Source organism: Streptomyces sp. NPDC002566, from assembly GCF_042889585.1.
GTDB lineage: Bacteria > Actinomycetota > Actinomycetes > Streptomycetales > Streptomycetaceae > Streptomyces.
Genome location: NZ_JBIARD010000012.1, coordinates 106,347 through 120,964 on the forward strand (window position 1 = coordinate 106,347; position 14,618 = coordinate 120,964).

Sequence of the window (14,618 nt, forward strand, 5' to 3'; positions counted from 1 at the left end):
GAAAGGCAGGTGGCGGCAGTGCCCAGAACGACGGAGGGCGACGGGACGCCCGTGCCGCAGCGGCTCCTCGCCGCCGCCACCCGGCTCTTCGCCGAGCGCGGCTACGACCGCACCTCGGTGCAGGAGATCGTCGAGGCGGCCGGCGTCACCAAGGGGGCGCTGTATCACTACTTCGGTTCCAAGGACGACCTGCTCCACGAGGTGTACGCGCGTGTGCTGCGCGTCCAGCAGGAGCGCCTCGACGCGTTCGCGGACGCCGACGAGCCGATCGAGAAGCGGCTGCGGGGAGCCGCGGCGGACGTCGTCGTCACGACGATCGAGAACCTCGACGACGCGATGATCTTCTTCCGGTCGATGCACCATCTGAGCCCGGAGAAGAACAAGCAGGTGCGGTCGGAGCGGCGGCGCTACCACGAGCGGTTCCGCGCCCTCGTGGAGGAGGGCCAGCGGACCGGCGTCTTCTCCAGCGCCACCCCGGCGGACCTGGTCGTCGACTACCACTTCGGCTCGGTCCACCACCTGTCGACCTGGTACCGCCCCGACGGGCCGATGACCCCCCAGGAGGTCGCCGACCACCTCGCCGACCTCCTGCTGCGGGCCCTGCGCCCCTGAGCCGTCGTTCACCGGGCATGCGTAAGGGGCGGTCGCCATGGCGACCGCCCCTTACCCGTCACCTCACAGGTACTTCTTCAGCTCCCGGCGCGCCAGCGACCGCTGGTGCACCTCGTCCGGGCCGTCGGCGATCATCAGCGTCCGCGCCCCCGCGTACAGCTCGGCCAGCGGGAAGTCCTGGCTCACCCCGCCCGCGCCGTGCAGCTGGATCGCCCGGTCGATGATGTCGACGACCGCGCGAGGCGTGGCGATCTTGATGGCCTGGATCTCGGTGTGCGCGCCCCGGTTGCCGACCGTGTCCATCAGCCAGGCCGTCTTCAGCACCAGCAGCCGCAGCTGCTCGACCGTCACGCGCGCGTCGGCGATCCAGTTGTGGACCACGCCCTGCTGCGCCAGCGCCTTGCCGAAGGCCGTACGGGAGACGGCCCTGCGGCACATCAGCTCGATCGCGCGCTCCGCCATGCCGATCAGCCGCATGCAGTGGTGGATACGGCCCGGACCGAGCCGGGCCTGCGCGATGGCGAAGCCGCCGCCCTCCTCGCCGATCAGGTGGGACACCGGCACGCGCGCGTGGTCGAAGATCACCTCGGCGTGGCCGCCGTGGTAGTGGTCCTCGTACCCGAAGACCTGCATGGCCCGCTTCACGGTGACACCCGGGGTGTCGACCGGGACCAGCACCATTGACTGCTGGCGGCGGATGTCGTCGCCGTCCGGGTCGGTCTTGCCCATCACGATGAGGATCCTGCAGTCCGGGTTCATCGCCCCGGAGATGTACCACTTGCTGCCGGTGACGACGTACTCGTCGCCGTCCCGCTCGATGTACGTGGTGATGTTCGTGGCGTCCGAGGAGGCCACCTCCGGCTCGGTCATCGCGAACGCGGAGCGGATCTCACCGGCGAGCAGCGGCTCCAGCCACTGCTTCTTCTGCTGCTCGTCGCCGAACTGGGAGAGCACCTCCATGTTGCCGGTGTCCGGCGCGGCGCAGTTCAGCGCGGTCGGCGCCAGCTGCGGGGAGCGCCCGGTGATCTCGGCCAGCGGCGCGTACTGGAGGTTGGTGAGACCCGCGCCGTACTCGGAGTCGGGCAGGAACAGGTTCCACAGGCCCTGCCGGCGCGCCTCGGCCTTCAGCTCCTCGACCACCGCCGGCGTGTCCCACGGCGAGGCCAGCAGCGCGCGCTGCTCCTCGGCGACCGCCTCCGCCGGGTACACGTGCTCGTCCATGAAGGCGAGCAGCTTGCCGCGCAGTTCCTCGGTGCGCGCGTCGAACGCGAAGTCCATGGCCTCAGCCTTCCTGCAGCGTGGTCAGTCCGTGGTCGATGAAGACGGGGACGAGGTCGCCGATGCGGTCGAAGCCGCCGCCCACCGTCTGGCCCAGGGTGTAGCGGTAGTGGATGCCCTCGAGGATCACGGCGAGCTTGAACCAGGCGAACGCCGTGTACCAGGCGACCGCCGACACGTCCCGCCCCGAGCGGGCGGCGTACCGCTCGACGAGTTCGGCGGGCGAGGGGTGCCCGGCGGCGGTGGCGGTGGTGGACACCGGCGAGTTCGCCACCTCCAGCGGAACGCTGTACATCACCAGCAGGCCGAGGTCGGTCAGCGGGTCGCCGAGGGTCGACATCTCCCAGTCGAGGATGGCTCTGATCGTGTCGTTCTCACCGATCAGGACGTTGTCGAGCCGGTAGTCGCCGTGCACGACGGCCGGGGCCGGCGACGTGGGCAGACTGCGCCCGAGGGCCGCGTGCAGCTCGTCGACGCCCGCCAGCTCGCGGCTGCGTGAGGCGTCCAGCTGCTTGCCCCAGCGGCGCAACTGCCGGTCCAGGAAGCCCTCGGGGCGGCCGAAGTCGGCGAGCCCGACCTCGGCGGGGTCCACCGCGTGCAGGTCGACCAGCGTGTCCACGAGCGAGAGCATCGCGTTGCGGGTGCGCTCGGGGCCGAGCGGGGCGAGCTGCTCCGCCGTGCGGTACGGCGTGCCCGTGACGAACTCCATGACGTAGAAGGGCGCGCCGAGCACGTCCTCGTCCTCGCACAGCAGCACCGGGCGCGGCACCGGCACGTCCGTCGGGTGCAGCGCGCTGATCACCCGGTGCTCGCGCCGCATGTCGTGGGCGGTGGCCAGCACATGACCGAGCGGCGGCCGCCTGACGACCCACTTCGACTCGCCGTCGGCGACCGTGTAGGTGAGGTTCGAGCGCCCGCCCTCGATCAGCCGGCCGGTCAGCGGGCCGTGGACCAGACCGGGCCGCTCGCGGTCGAGCAGGGTGCGCAGCCGGTCCAGGTCGAGGCCGGGCGGGTGGTCGGGGCTCATGCGGGACTCCTACGGCAGACGAACGAGGACTCGCGCCCTATGATGCCGACCGGTCGGTATGTAGTCCAGGGGCGACGACGAACGTGATCGGAGCCACCCTAACCTCCGCCCCGCGCGCGGGTGTGACCCGTGTGCTCCGGGTGAAGGCCGGCCATGGCGTACCTCTTCCGGGGTACGGGGGTGACGACGGACAGGCCGCCACGCGAACGGCACATCTCGGGGCATCCGGGCTTGCGTGGCGATCGAGCACCCCGGAGGGTCGGTGGCATGAAGGGCATCACATACAACCGGTACGGCGGGCCCGAGGTCCTGGAGTACGGGGAGGTGCGCGACCCCAAGGTCGGGCCCGACTCGGTCCTGGTCAAGGTGCGGGCGGCGGCCGTCAACCCCGTCGACTGGAAGTGCCGCGAGGGCTACCTCGACGGCGTCCTCGACGCCGTCTTCCCGGTGATCCCCGGCTGGGACGTCGCCGGGGTCGTCGTCCAGCCCGGAGCCGCCGTCACCGAGTTCGCGGTCGGGGACGAGGTCATCGGCTACGTCCGCGAGGACTTCCTCTCCCGGGGGACCTTCGCCGAGTACGTGGCCGCTCCGGTGCGCACCCTCGCCCGCAAGCCGCGCAACCTCACCTGGGAGGAGGCGGCGGGCCTGCCGCTGGTGGGGCTCACCGCCTACCAGGTGCTGACCAAGGCCCTGGAGGTCAAGCGCGGCGACACCGTGCTGGTCCACGCGGCGGCCGGCGGCGTCGGCTCGGTCGCCGTGCAGATCGCGCGCCATCTCGGCGCGCGGGTGATCGGCACGGCGAGCGAGTCCAACCACGACTTCGTGCGCTCGCTGGGCGGCGAACCGGTGAGCTACGGCGAGGGCATGGCCGAACGGGTGCGCGGGCTGGCGCCCGAGGGCGTGGACGCCGTCTTCGACACGATCGGCGGCGACACCCTGAAGGCCTCCGCCAACCTGCTGGCCCCCGACGGGCGCCTCGCCTCGATCGCCGACGGCGACGTCACCGAGTACGGCGGCCGCTACTGCTTCGTCCGCCCCGACACCGAGGACCTCACCCGTCTGGCGGAACTGGCCGAGCAGGGCGTGGTCTCGGTGCACGTGTCGGAGACGTTCCCCCTGGAGCGCGCGGAGGAGGCTCACCGGCGCAACCAGGAGGGCCGCACCCGGGGCAAGATCGTCGTCACGGTCGACTGGGAGTCGTAGCGGGCGGGTCCTTGAAGACGGCTGCCCCGACGGCTGCCACGACGCGCGGCCGCCGTCAGAGGACCAGCACCGCCCCGCACACGGCCACCGCGACCGTGCACAGCGCCGCCAGGGCGGCGTGCCGAGGGCTCAGGGCCGGCGGCTCGGCGACCGTCGTGGGCTGTCCGGGTCCGTCGGCCTCCGGGGGCCGCCCGGCCCGGACACCCCCGGCGGCCGGCCCGGCCCCCGCAGGCCGCTCGCCCTGACCCGTCCAGGTGAGCCCGCTGATGCGGCGGTGCGCCAGCAGCAGGAAGCCCAGCCAGGCCGCGCAGCACAGGGCGCACGCCACGACCCCCGCGGCTGACACCCCGCCGTGCAGCGCGGCCCTCCCGGCCAGCACGGCCGCGACGGTGCTCGACAGCGTCGTACGCCGCCACGCGAGCCGGGTCCGCTCGGGCTGAAGGCCGGGATCGCGTCCGCCGCTCACCCGTCCCACCCGAGCAGCACGACCACGACCATCGCGACGGCCACCACCGCGACGACGACGCCCAGCAACGCGGGGAACCGGGAGGCCGGCAGATCCTCGCCCCGCCGCATCGCCCGCTCGCACCGCACCCAGTGGTTCACCGCCCGCAGCGAGCACAGCACCCCCGCCGCGAGCAGCGCGAGCGCGAGACCCACGCGCCACCCCCACGGCAGGTCGGGCAGGAACTGGTCCACCGCGAACCCGCCGCCGATCAGCGCGAGCGCCGTCCGCAGCCACGCGAGGAACGTCCGCTCGTTGGCCAGCGAGAAGCGGTAGTCGGGCGTCCGCCCCTCCTCCCGGACGCCCTCCGGCGCGAACCACAGCCGGACGTTGCGCACGAACTCACCGCCGGGCACGGAACTCCTTGAGCCGGTCGTACGCGGCGAGACCGTCCGGCACCCACCGCCACTCGGTCAGACGGCGCTCGATCTCCTCCTCGGTGAGGAAGCCGTGCCAGGCGACCTCCTCCACCTGGGGGCTGACCGGCAGCTCGCAGCGGACCTCGTACACCGCCGACCACCAGGTGCGGCCCTCCCCGCCGTCGTACAGGAACTTGAAGAGGAACCGGGGCCGGGGCAGCCCCGCGACGCCCAGCTCCTCCTCGGCCTCACGCAGAGCCGCGTCGTCGTAGGCCTCGCCCGCGCCGACCACCCCGCCGACGAACATGTCGTGGAGGGAGGGGAAGACCAGCTTGTCCGCCGTGCGCCGGTGGACGAAGACCCGCCCCTCGGCGTCCCGGGCGAGAACGAACACGCACCGGTGACGCAGCCCCCGGGCATAGGCCTCCCCGCGCGGGGACCGTCCGACGACCTGGTCCGTCTCATCGACGACGTCGATGATCTCGTCAGCAGCACTCATACCCCCATCCAACCAGGGGCTACTGAGGCTGCAGATCGCGGAAGCGTTCGCGTTCCGCCCCGCCCTGCGGCATGGCGGGATGCAGGCCCAGCAGGACGATGCCCGCCACGACCGCCGCGAGACCCGCCGACTCCCACGCCAGCGCGCCCGTGTCGGTACGCAGCCGGTCACCGAGGAAGCCGACTCCGCAGGCGATCCCGGCGAGCGGCTGCGCCGCCGTCAACGCGGGCAGCGACATCCGCAGCGGCGCGGTCTCGAAGGCGCTCTGCACCAGCACCAGACCGGTCACCCCGAGCGCCAGCACCGCGTACGGCTGCCAGCCGCTCAGCAGTTCCAGGAGACCGCCCTCGCCGAACCGCTCGCCGCTCACCCGCGTCAACGCGTCCTGGACGCCGTACAGGACCCCGGCCGCGAGGGACAGGAACACCGGGGCCGAGGACACGCTCGCGTGCCGCTTGGCGTACCCCGTGAGCAGCAGCGCCCCACCGACCATCAGGCCGATGATCAGCCAGTGCCGCAGCGGATCGGTGACCGCGGTGCCGCCGCGCGGCTGGCCCGCCACGATGAACGCCGTCACCCCGCCCGCGAGCAGCAGCAGCCCCGCCCAGCCCTGCCGGCCCAGGGGCTGTCTGCTCTGGTGGCGCGACAGGGCCAGCGCGAACAGCAGGTTCGTCGCCAGCAGCGGTTCCACCAGGGAGATCTCGCCGTTGCCGAGCGCGACCGCGCCCAGCGCCATGCCGGCCACCATCAACGCGATGCCCCCCAGCCAGCGCGGCATCCGCATCAGGTCGAGCAGCAGCCGGGGCGAGAGGAAGTCGCCGAGGGGAGCCTTCTGGGCCGCGCTCTGCTGGAGGACGAAGCCGAAGCCCAGGCAACAGGCCGCACTCACGGCGAGAACCAGAACCACAACCGACACGCTGCGTACCTCGATCATCGGGTCGGGCCACGGGAGACGCAGTGGCCGACTTCAGTGTCCCAGCGCCTTCGGCGGCTGTCCCTGGGAATCGCCCTCAAGGACGCTCCCGGGAGCAACCCGGGGCCGGGAGCCTGACGCGGTCGCGGCACACCCGACGGGACCGGCGCGGGGTCCGGGGCCGTGGGTGCGGGGCGGCCGTACCGCCCATGGTCCGCGACCCCGGCGGCCCGCGCCATGGCGTACGCCACATCCGCTCGGCCGCAACCGCTTCCACCAGCGAGGAGTGTCACCAAGTCCCTTCTTCCATGCGGTAGTTGACCGCTGTCATATGGGCGCGGCTCCTTGACGGCAAGCGCTCGCTGACGTTTGGCTGGGCGCTGATCGGCCGTTCGCGTGCCGACACCAGGCCCGTCACGAGGAGGGTGAGAAGACCCCCGGTGCCACTGATCCCGCCCCCGCGCACGCCCCGCCCCGGACCCGAGGCACTCGACGACACCGAGCTGGCCGCCGCCCGGACCGACCTCGCCGAGGGCCGCTGGCAGACCGCCCGCTCCCTGCTCGCCCGCACCGGCGACGACTGGGACCGGCGCGGTCACCGCCTCACCGTCCTCGCCCTCGACCCGGCCGCCGTCCCGCACGCCCACGCGTGGCTGCGCGCCGAACCCGGATCCGCCGACGCCACCGCCCTGCTCGCCCTGGCCCGGGCACGCCGCGCCCTCGCCGGCGCCGAGGACACCGCCGCCGCCCGCGCCGCCTGCCGGGACGCCGCCGCCCTCGCACCCGCCGACCCCACCCCCTGGCTCGGCCTCCTCCAGCTCGAACACACCGGCGGCGCCGACGCCGTACAGATCTTCGAGGAGATCACGACCCGGCACCGCGACCACCACCACGCCCACCACCTGATGGTCGCCCTGCTCGCCGAACGCCGGGCCGCCGCCGGCCCCGACCCGCTCCACGAGGTCTACGCGTTCGCCACCCGGGCCGCCGAACAGGCCCCCGCCGACTCGCCCCTCGCCATCCTCCCCGTCGTCGCGCACGCCGAGCGCTACCGCGCCCTCGCCGTCCGCGGCCTCGCCCCCGCCGACCCGGCCACCGCAGCCCACTGGCGCGACCACCGGTCCGGCGCCGTCATGAGAGCCGCCTTCGACTGGTGGCTCGAATGGGAGCACGACGACCACCCCCCGCCGCCTGATCGACCTGAACTACCTCGCCCACGCCAAGATCTGCGAAGGCCGGCCCGCCGAGGCCGCCGCCCTGTTCCACCGCATCGGCGACCACGTCACCCCAGCCCCCTGGTCCTACCCCGACCGCGACCCCTACGCCGCCTTCCACGCCGCCCGCAACCGCTCCCTCGGCACCCGACTCCACCTCCTGCCCGCACGACCCCCGGCCGGGACACCCCCTACGGGCAGCGCCACCCCCGCCGCCTCCTTACGAAGTCCTTAACGGCACCGCAAACCCTGGCCCCGCGGTCCTCCCGAGTGCTCGAATGGAAAGGTGAATCCCGAACCGACCGAGGAACGGGGCGCGCCCATAGGCCGCCGCGTCTTCCTCGGCACCCTAGGCCTGGGCGCCCTCGGCGTCTTCGCCGCGCCCACCCTGCAACGCGGCCTGGAGGACTTCCTCGGCGGCGCCGCCGACAAGGACCCCACCGGCCTCACCGGGCTCCTCCCCAACGGCGGCGGCTTCCGCTACTACTCCGTGGCCTCCTCCGTCCCGCACAAGGACGCCGGGTCCTACCGCCTCACCGTCGACGGCCTCGTCGACCGGCCCGCCGCCTACACCCTCGCCGAGCTCAAGGCCCTGCCGCAGAGCCGCGTGGTCAAGGACGTGCAGTGCGTCACCGGCTGGCGGGTCCCCGGCACACCGTTCGAAGGCGTCCGCCTCTCCACGCTGCTCGACGCGGCCGGCGTGCGCGCCGGCGCCGGCGCGGTCCGCTTCACCTGTTTCGACGGCGTGTACTCCGAGAGCCTCACCCTCGCCCAGGCCCGCCGCTCCGACGTCCTGGTCGCCCTGCGCATGCGGGACGAGGACCTCGGCCACGACCACGGCGGCCCGGCCCGCCTGTACGTCGCCCCCATGTACTTCTACAAGTCGGCCAAGTGGCTCTCCGGTATCACCGTCACCGAGAAGGTCCGGCCGGGCTACTGGGAGGAGCGCGGGTACGACGTCGACGCCTGGGTGGGCCGTTCGAACGGGCGGGACGATGAGCCTACGAGCTGACGCCCCGCCGGCCGCCCCCGCCCGCGTCCACCGCTTCAGCCGCGCCGAACGCTGGATCCACCGCGCCACGGCCGTCCTGATGGGCGTCTGCGTGGTGACGGCGTCCTTCCTCTACATCCCCGAGCTGGCGCGGCTCGTCGGCCGCCGCGAGCTGGTGGTCCGCGTCCACGAGTGGGCCGGCCTCGCCCTTCCCGCACCCGTCCTGGCGGGCCTCGCCTCCCGGGCCTTCCGCGCCGACCTCGGCCGGCTCAACCGGTTCGGCCCGCACGACCGCCGCTGGCTGCGGGCCGCCCTGCGCCGGGACCGGCGACGCGCCTCACGCCCGGCCGGCAAGTTCAACGCGGGGCAGAAGGTCTACGCGTCCTGGATCGCCGGGGCCACGCTGGTCATGCTCGGCACCGGGCTGCTGATGTGGTTCACCCACCTCACCCCGCTGGTCTGGCGGACCAGCGCGACCTTCGTCCACGACTGGCTGGCCCTGACCGTCGGCATCGTCCTCGCCGGCCACATCGGCATGGCCCTCGCCGACCCCGAGGCCCGGCGCGGCATGCGCACCGGAACCGTGAGCGAGGAATGGGCCGAGCGCGAGCATCCGTTGTGGCGCCGATGACGCCGGCACCGGCGGTGGCGCCGGTGACCGGAACGCAGAAGGGGCGCCGGTGACTGGAACGCGGAAGGGGCGCGCGGATCACCGCGCGCCCCTGACGCCCCCTGGGGGTTCGCCCCTACCTCTATATGACCAGCGACAACAGCAGCACCAGCCCGCCGGCGACCACGGAGATGATCGTCTCCATCACCGACCAGGTCTTGATGTTCTGCCCGACGCTCAGCCCGAAGTACTCCTTCACCAGCCAGAACCCGGCGTCGTTGACATGGCTGAAGAAGAGCGAGCCGGCGCCGATGGCCAGGACCAGCAGGGCGGCGTGGGCCGTGGACATGTCGGCGGCCAGCGGGGCGACCAGCCCGGCCGCCGAGATCGTCGCCACCGTCGCCGAACCGGTGGCCAGCCGGATCGCCACCGCGATCAGCCACGCCAGCAGCAGGGCCGGGATCGACCAGTCCTCGGAGACGTCCAGCACCATCTGCCCGACGCCGCAGTCGATCAGCGTCTGCTTGAAGCCGCCGCCCGCGCCGACGATCAGCAGGATGCCCGCGATCGGCGCGAGCCCCTTCTCGACGAGCTGCGAGACGCGCTCCCTGGAGAACCCGGCCGGCCTGCCCAGCGTGAAGATGCCCACGAGCACGGCGGCGAGCAGGGCGATCAGCGGCGAGCCGACGACGTCGAACACGCGCTGCACGGTGGTGTCGGGGTCGTCCACGACGATGTCGACCAGCGCCTTCGCCAGCATCAGCACCACCGGCAGCAGGATGGTCGCCAGCGTCGCGCCGAAGCCGGGCCGCCGCTCCAGCTCCTCCGACGGCCGCTGCGGGATCATGCGGTCCGGGGCCGGGACGTCCACCCAGCGGGCGGCGTAACGGGAGAAGACCGGGCCGGCGATGACGACGGTCGGGACGGCCACGAGCACGCCGAGCGCGAGCGTCACCCCCAGGTCGGCGCCGATCGCGTCGATCGCGACCAGCGGGCCGGGGTGCGGCGGCACCAGCCCGTGCATCACGGACAGACCGGCCAGCGCCGGGATGCCGATCCGCATCAGCGAGTAGTTGCCCCGCTTGGCCACCATCAGCACCACCGGGATCAGCAGCACCACGCCGACCTCGAAGAACAGCGGCAGACCGATCACCGAGGCGATCAGCACCATCGCCCACGGCATGGAACGGCCGCCCGCCTTGGCGAGGATGGTGTCGACGATCTGGTCGGCGCCGCCGGAGTCGGCGAGCAGCCTGCCGAGGATCGCGCCGAGCGCGATCAGCACGCCCACACCGGCGACCGTGGTGCCCAGCCCGGTGGTGAAGCTGGCTATGGCCTTGTCCAGCGGCGCCCCGGCGAACGCGCCGAGCGCGAGCGAGCCGATGGTCAGCGCCAGGAAGGCGTGAAGCTTGAACTTGGTGATGAGCAGGACGATGAGGGCGATGCCCGCCAGCACGGCGATGCCCAGCTGCGCGTGGCCGGCCGAGGTGATGGGCTCGGCCGAGTCCGCTGCCAGCATCTCGACGCTGAGTCTGGTCACGGGGGTTCCTTGCAGATACGGGGACGGGGGGAAGGGGGGTGATGCGAGTACTACGGGTACGGGGACTGCGGGTATGGGGGACTGCGGATACGGGGGGACTACGGGTATGGGTCGGGGTACTACGGGTGCGGACGGGCGCCCGAGGTCCTACGGGCACGCTGGGACTACCGCTTGGGGGTGCCCGCGGCTACCGCTTCGGGTGCCTCCGGCTATGACGCGTCCGGAAGCTCCGCCAGGGCCTTGGCGGCCCGCTCGGTGATCTCCTCGGGGGAGCCCGAGACGTCGACCGCCGCCCCGGCCTCGTCCGCGCCCAGCGGCTGGAGCGCGGCGAACTGGGAGTCGAGCAGCGCGGTCGGCATGAAATGCCCCTGCCGCTGCCCCATCCGGTCCTCGATCAACGCCCGGTCGCCCGCGAGGTGCACGAACACCACACCGGGCGCGGCGGCCCGGAGCCGGTCGCGGTACGACCGCTTGAGCGCCGAGCAGCTGACCACCCCGCCGAGCCCCGCCCGCCCGTGCGCCCAGGCGCCGATGGCGTCAAGCCACGGCCACCGGTCGTCGTCGTCGAGCGGGGTGCCGGCCGACATCTTGGCGATGTTGGCCGGCGGGTGGAAGTCGTCGCCCTCGGCGTACGGGACGCCCAGCCGGGCCGCGAGCAGAGGACCGATCGTGGTCTTGCCCGTGCCGGCGACGCCCATCACCACGACGACGTGCGGGGTGCGCATCTCTGCCTCACTGTCTTCCTCGACACCTGATGTCGACGACACTGAAACGCATTAGGTACGACGAATTCAAGAGACTGTGGCAAATAAGTCTGACTTTTTGAGTCCTTGATCCACCCCGTACGCTGAGTGCATGACCACTCCGGGCCGGGGTCTGCACGGCCGAGTACTGGACGCCCTCGGCCCCGCGATCACGGCGGGCGACTACCCGCCGGGGAGCGTGCTGCGGACCGACGAACTGGCCCAGCGCTTCGACGTCTCCCGCTCCGTGATGCGCGAGGCGGTCCGCGTGCTGGAGTCCATGCACCTGGTGGAGTCCCGCCGCCGCGTGGGCGTCACGGTCCGCCCCAAGGCGGAGTGGAACGTCTACGATCCGCAGGTCATCCGCTGGCGGCTGGCCGGTGCCGACCGCCCACACCAACTGCGCTCGCTCACCGTGCTGCGCTCGGCGATCGAGCCGGTCGCGGCGGGCCTGGCCGCCCAGCACGCCACGGCGGAGCAGTGCGCCGAACTGACCGAGTGCGCGCTCGGCATGGTCGCGAACTCACGCGGCCACAGGCTGGAGGGATACCTCTTCCACGACGTGGCCTTCCACCGGGTGATCCTCACGGCCTCCGGCAACGAGATGTTCGCCCGCCTCGGCGACGTCGTCGCGGAGGTCCTCACCGGCCGCACCCAGCACGAGGTCATGTTCCACGACCCCGACCCGGCCGCCGTCACCCTGCACGTCCAGCTCGCCGAGGCGGTCCGCGAGGGCGACGCCGAGCGCGCGGAGCGGCTGACCCGGGAGGTCACCGCGGGCGCCCTGAAGGAACTGGACATCCTCGCCCCGTAAGGCCGAGGGTCAGGCCGCGTCCGGGAACTCCCCGTCCGCATACACCCACGCGCCGTCCACCCGCTCGAACCGGCTCCGCTCGCGCAGCGACCCGCCCCGGTAGGACGCCCGGAACTCCACCATGCCGGTGGAGTGGAACGGGGAGCCCTCCGCCGTGGCGAGGATCTCCAGGCCGGTCCACCGCGTGCCGGGATCGAGGTCGAGCCCCGCAGGCCGGGTCCGCGGATGCCAGGTCCGCATCAGATACCCCGCGTCGCCCCGCACGAAGGCGCTGTACCGCGAACGCATCAGCGCCTCGGCGGTCGGTGCGACGGCCGCGCCGGAGTGGAAACGACCGCAGCAGGCCTCGTAGGCCTCGGGCAGACCGCAGGGACAGACGGCGGCAGCGGCGGCGGCACGGGCGGGCCGGGCCGGACGCCCGGGGCGGGCGGTACGTCGGGACATGCCCCCCATTGTGCCGGTCGCCCGCACCGGGCCACCGAAGGGCACCGGACCCCGACGAGCGCGGCCGGAACACGCCCCCGGACACGACCGAGGGCCGCAACCTCGATGGTCGCGGCCCTCACTCATCTTCAGTGTCCGAGGGGGGACTTGAACCCCCACGCCCGATAAAGGGCACTAGCACCTCAAGCTAGCGCGTCTGCCATTCCGCCACCCGGACAAGGTGTCTGTCGTGCGGGTTTTCCCCGCGGCGACGACGTAAACATTACCAGGCTTTCGAGGGTGCCCGATCACGGGCCGGGCGTGAACGGCGTGTGACGGGCCGGGAGCGCTCTTGGGCGAGCGGCGGGGGAGGGGGAGGATGAAGGGGACCACCAGCAGTGACAGCGGGAGGAAGCAGAGTGAGCGCGACGGACGACACGGCCAGGGGCGTCACCGGCGAGGACGAGGTCGTGGACCTCTGCCGCGACCTGATCCGGTTCGACACCAGCAACTACGGCGACCACTCGGGTCCGGGTGAGCGCAAGGCGGCCGAGTACGTCGCCGAGAAGCTCGCCGAGGTGGGGCTGGAGCCCCGGATCTTCGAGTCGCACCCGGGCCGCGCCTCCACGGTGGCCCGCATCGAGGGCACGGACCCGAGCCGGCCCGCGCTGCTCATCCACGGCCACCTCGACGTCGTACCGGCCAACGCGGCCGACTGGACCCACGACCCCTTCTCCGGCGAGGTCGCCGACGGGTGTGTGTGGGGGCGGGGCGCCGTCGACATGAAGGACATGGACGCGATGACCCTCGCGGTCGTGCGCGACCGGCTGCGCTCGGGCCGCAGGCCCCCGCGCGACATCGTGCTCGCCTTCCTCGCCGACGAGGAGGCCGGCGGCACCTATGGCGCACGCCACCTCGTCGACCGCCACCCGGAGCTCTTCGAGGGCGTCACGGAGGCGATCAGCGAGGTGGGCGGCTTCTCCTTCACCGTCGACGACAAGCGGCGGCTCTACCTGATCCAGACTGCCGAGAAGGGCATGCACTGGATGAAGCTGACCGTGGCCGGCACCGCCGGGCACGGCTCGATGATCCACCGGGACAACGCGATCACCGAGCTGTCCGAGGCCGTCGCCCGCCTCGGCCGGCACCGCTTTCCCGTACGGGTCACCAAGACCACCCGGGCCTTCCTCGACGAGCTCGGCGACGCGCTCGGCACCGAACTGGATCCGGAGGACATGGAGTCGACGCTCGCCCGGCTCGGCGGCATCGCCAAGCTCATCGGCGCGACCCTGAGCAACACCGCCAACCCGACGCAGCTGGGCGCCGGTTACAAGGTCAACGTGATCCCCGGCGAGGCCACCGCCCACGTCGACGGGCGCTTCCTGCCCGGACATGAGGAGGAGTTCCTCGCCGACCTGGACCGCATCCTCGGCCCGAACGTGCGCCGCGAGGACGTGCACGCCGACAAGGCCGTCGAGACCACCTTCGACGGGGCGCTGGTGGAGGCCATGCAGTCCTCGCTGCTCGCCGAGGACCCGACCGCCAAGGCCATCCCGTACATGCTCTCCGGCGGGACCGACGCCAAGTCCTTCGACGACCTCGGCATCCGCGGCTTCGGCTTCGCCCCGCTCAAGCTGCCGCCGGAGCTGGACTTCGCCGGCATGTTCCACGGCGTCGACGAGCGAGTGCCGGTGGACGGGCTCCAGTTCGGCGTGCGGGTGCTCGACCGCTTCATCGACGCGTCCTGATTCCTCCCGCTGAATCGACACTTCGGCATTCGGCCGCCTGTACGGACGTGACTGGGACGAGTGAATGCGCCGATAAGCGCGTAGCCCCACTAATTCCTCCTCGTTACTGGTGATGCGATCCGCTGATTGGGATCGCTTT

At 72.5% G+C, this 14,618-nt stretch carries 15 protein-coding genes, 1 tRNA gene and 1 pseudogene; 7 read left to right on the forward strand and 10 right to left on the reverse strand.

The genetic code is table 11. The annotated features are described in order from the left end of the window. Nucleotides 1-18: 18 nt before the first annotated feature. Nucleotides 19-612: a TetR/AcrR family transcriptional regulator gene (locus ACFYXA_RS33725; protein WP_352247900.1), complete on the forward strand. Its 594-nt coding sequence runs from the start codon at nucleotides 19-21 to the stop codon at nucleotides 610-612. A 63-nt stretch (nucleotides 613-675) separates the two neighbouring features. Here the strand turns inward: ACFYXA_RS33725 and ACFYXA_RS33730 are convergent, their stop codons facing one another. Both ACFYXA_RS33730 and ACFYXA_RS33735 read right to left on the reverse strand, forming a co-directional pair. Continuing rightward, the gene (locus tag ACFYXA_RS33730; protein WP_389040146.1) at nucleotides 676-1,890 is read right to left on the reverse strand and encodes an acyl-CoA dehydrogenase family protein; all 1,215 of its coding nucleotides are present in this window, start codon (nucleotides 1,888-1,890) and stop codon (nucleotides 676-678) included. Nucleotides 1,891-1,894: 4 nt separating this feature from the next. Then, complete coding sequence (locus tag ACFYXA_RS33735; protein ID WP_352247896.1) at nucleotides 1,895-2,917, reverse strand: phosphotransferase family protein; 1,023 nt, start codon at nucleotides 2,915-2,917, stop codon at nucleotides 1,895-1,897. Between the two features lie 267 nt (nucleotides 2,918-3,184). On the opposite strand from ACFYXA_RS33735, the gene ACFYXA_RS33740 reads away from it, so the two are divergent. Next, nucleotides 3,185-4,120, forward strand: a complete 936-nt coding sequence (locus ACFYXA_RS33740) for an NADP-dependent oxidoreductase (protein WP_389040151.1) — start codon at nucleotides 3,185-3,187, stop codon at nucleotides 4,118-4,120. Nucleotides 4,121-4,175: 55 nt separating this feature from the next. Here ACFYXA_RS33740 and ACFYXA_RS33745 read toward each other — a convergent pair whose 3' ends face one another. The 4 genes from ACFYXA_RS33745 to ACFYXA_RS33760 are packed head-to-tail and all read right to left on the reverse strand — an operon-like array spanning nucleotide 4,176 to nucleotide 6,399. Continuing rightward, nucleotides 4,176-4,586 carry a DUF202 domain-containing protein gene (locus tag ACFYXA_RS33745; protein WP_389040154.1) on the reverse strand — a complete coding sequence of 137 codons (411 nt, stop codon included), beginning with the start codon at nucleotides 4,584-4,586 and terminating at the stop codon, nucleotides 4,176-4,178. Next, a complete protein-coding gene (locus tag ACFYXA_RS33750) occupies nucleotides 4,583-4,981 on the reverse strand; it encodes a YidH family protein (RefSeq protein ID WP_389040157.1) in 399 nt (132 codons plus the stop codon). Before ACFYXA_RS33750 ends, ACFYXA_RS33745 begins: the two co-directional genes overlap by 4 nt. After that, nucleotides 4,968-5,483, reverse strand: a complete 516-nt coding sequence (locus tag ACFYXA_RS33755) for an NUDIX domain-containing protein (RefSeq protein WP_352247888.1) — start codon at nucleotides 5,481-5,483, stop codon at nucleotides 4,968-4,970. Before ACFYXA_RS33755 ends, ACFYXA_RS33750 begins: the two co-directional genes overlap by 14 nt. Before the next feature lie 19 nt (nucleotides 5,484-5,502). Continuing rightward, nucleotides 5,503-6,399 carry a DMT family transporter gene (locus ACFYXA_RS33760; RefSeq protein WP_352247886.1) on the reverse strand — a complete coding sequence of 299 codons (897 nt, stop codon included), beginning with the start codon at nucleotides 6,397-6,399 and terminating at the stop codon, nucleotides 5,503-5,505. A 437-nt stretch (nucleotides 6,400-6,836) separates the two neighbouring features. Between ACFYXA_RS33760 and ACFYXA_RS33765 the strand changes: the two are divergent. The 3 genes and pseudogenes from ACFYXA_RS33765 to ACFYXA_RS33775 all read left to right on the forward strand — a co-directional run. Further along, nucleotides 6,837-7,758: pseudogene (locus ACFYXA_RS33765) on the forward strand (hypothetical protein); the annotation flags it as partial. Nucleotides 7,759-7,896: 138 nt separating this feature from the next. Next, on the forward strand, nucleotides 7,897-8,622 hold the full coding sequence (locus ACFYXA_RS33770) for a molybdopterin-dependent oxidoreductase (protein ID WP_389040162.1): 726 nt from the start codon (nucleotides 7,897-7,899) through the stop codon (nucleotides 8,620-8,622). Further along, nucleotides 8,606-9,232, forward strand: coding sequence for a cytochrome b/b6 domain-containing protein (locus tag ACFYXA_RS33775; protein WP_352247880.1), 627 nt, complete (start codon nucleotides 8,606-8,608; stop codon nucleotides 9,230-9,232). The genes ACFYXA_RS33770 and ACFYXA_RS33775 overlap by 17 nt, the downstream gene beginning before the upstream one ends. Before the next feature lie 121 nt (nucleotides 9,233-9,353). Here the strand turns inward: ACFYXA_RS33775 and ACFYXA_RS33780 are convergent, their stop codons facing one another. Next, nucleotides 9,354-10,751, reverse strand: a complete 1,398-nt coding sequence (locus ACFYXA_RS33780) for a GntP family permease (RefSeq protein ID WP_389040167.1) — start codon at nucleotides 10,749-10,751, stop codon at nucleotides 9,354-9,356. A 209-nt stretch (nucleotides 10,752-10,960) separates the two neighbouring features. After that, the gene (locus tag ACFYXA_RS33785) at nucleotides 10,961-11,476 is read right to left on the reverse strand and encodes a gluconokinase (RefSeq protein WP_389040171.1); all 516 of its coding nucleotides are present in this window, start codon (nucleotides 11,474-11,476) and stop codon (nucleotides 10,961-10,963) included. 130 nt (nucleotides 11,477-11,606) lie between these two features. Here ACFYXA_RS33785 and ACFYXA_RS33790 point away from each other — a divergent pair, with 130 nt between their 5' ends. Further along, the gene (locus ACFYXA_RS33790) at nucleotides 11,607-12,308 is read left to right on the forward strand and encodes a FadR/GntR family transcriptional regulator (protein WP_352247874.1); all 702 of its coding nucleotides are present in this window, start codon (nucleotides 11,607-11,609) and stop codon (nucleotides 12,306-12,308) included. Nucleotides 12,309-12,317: 9 nt separating this feature from the next. Here ACFYXA_RS33790 and ACFYXA_RS33795 read toward each other — a convergent pair whose 3' ends face one another. After that, nucleotides 12,318-12,752 carry a YchJ family protein gene (locus ACFYXA_RS33795; protein ID WP_389040175.1) on the reverse strand — a complete coding sequence of 145 codons (435 nt, stop codon included), beginning with the start codon at nucleotides 12,750-12,752 and terminating at the stop codon, nucleotides 12,318-12,320. 132 nt (nucleotides 12,753-12,884) lie between these two features. Beyond that, a tRNA-Leu gene (locus ACFYXA_RS33800) sits at nucleotides 12,885-12,969 on the reverse strand. A gap of 181 nt (nucleotides 12,970-13,150) precedes the next feature. Between ACFYXA_RS33800 and ACFYXA_RS33805 the strand changes: the two genes are divergently transcribed. Continuing rightward, on the forward strand, nucleotides 13,151-14,479 hold the full coding sequence (locus tag ACFYXA_RS33805; RefSeq protein ID WP_130444155.1) for a M20/M25/M40 family metallo-hydrolase: 1,329 nt from the start codon (nucleotides 13,151-13,153) through the stop codon (nucleotides 14,477-14,479). Nucleotides 14,480-14,618 lie beyond the last annotated feature (139 nt).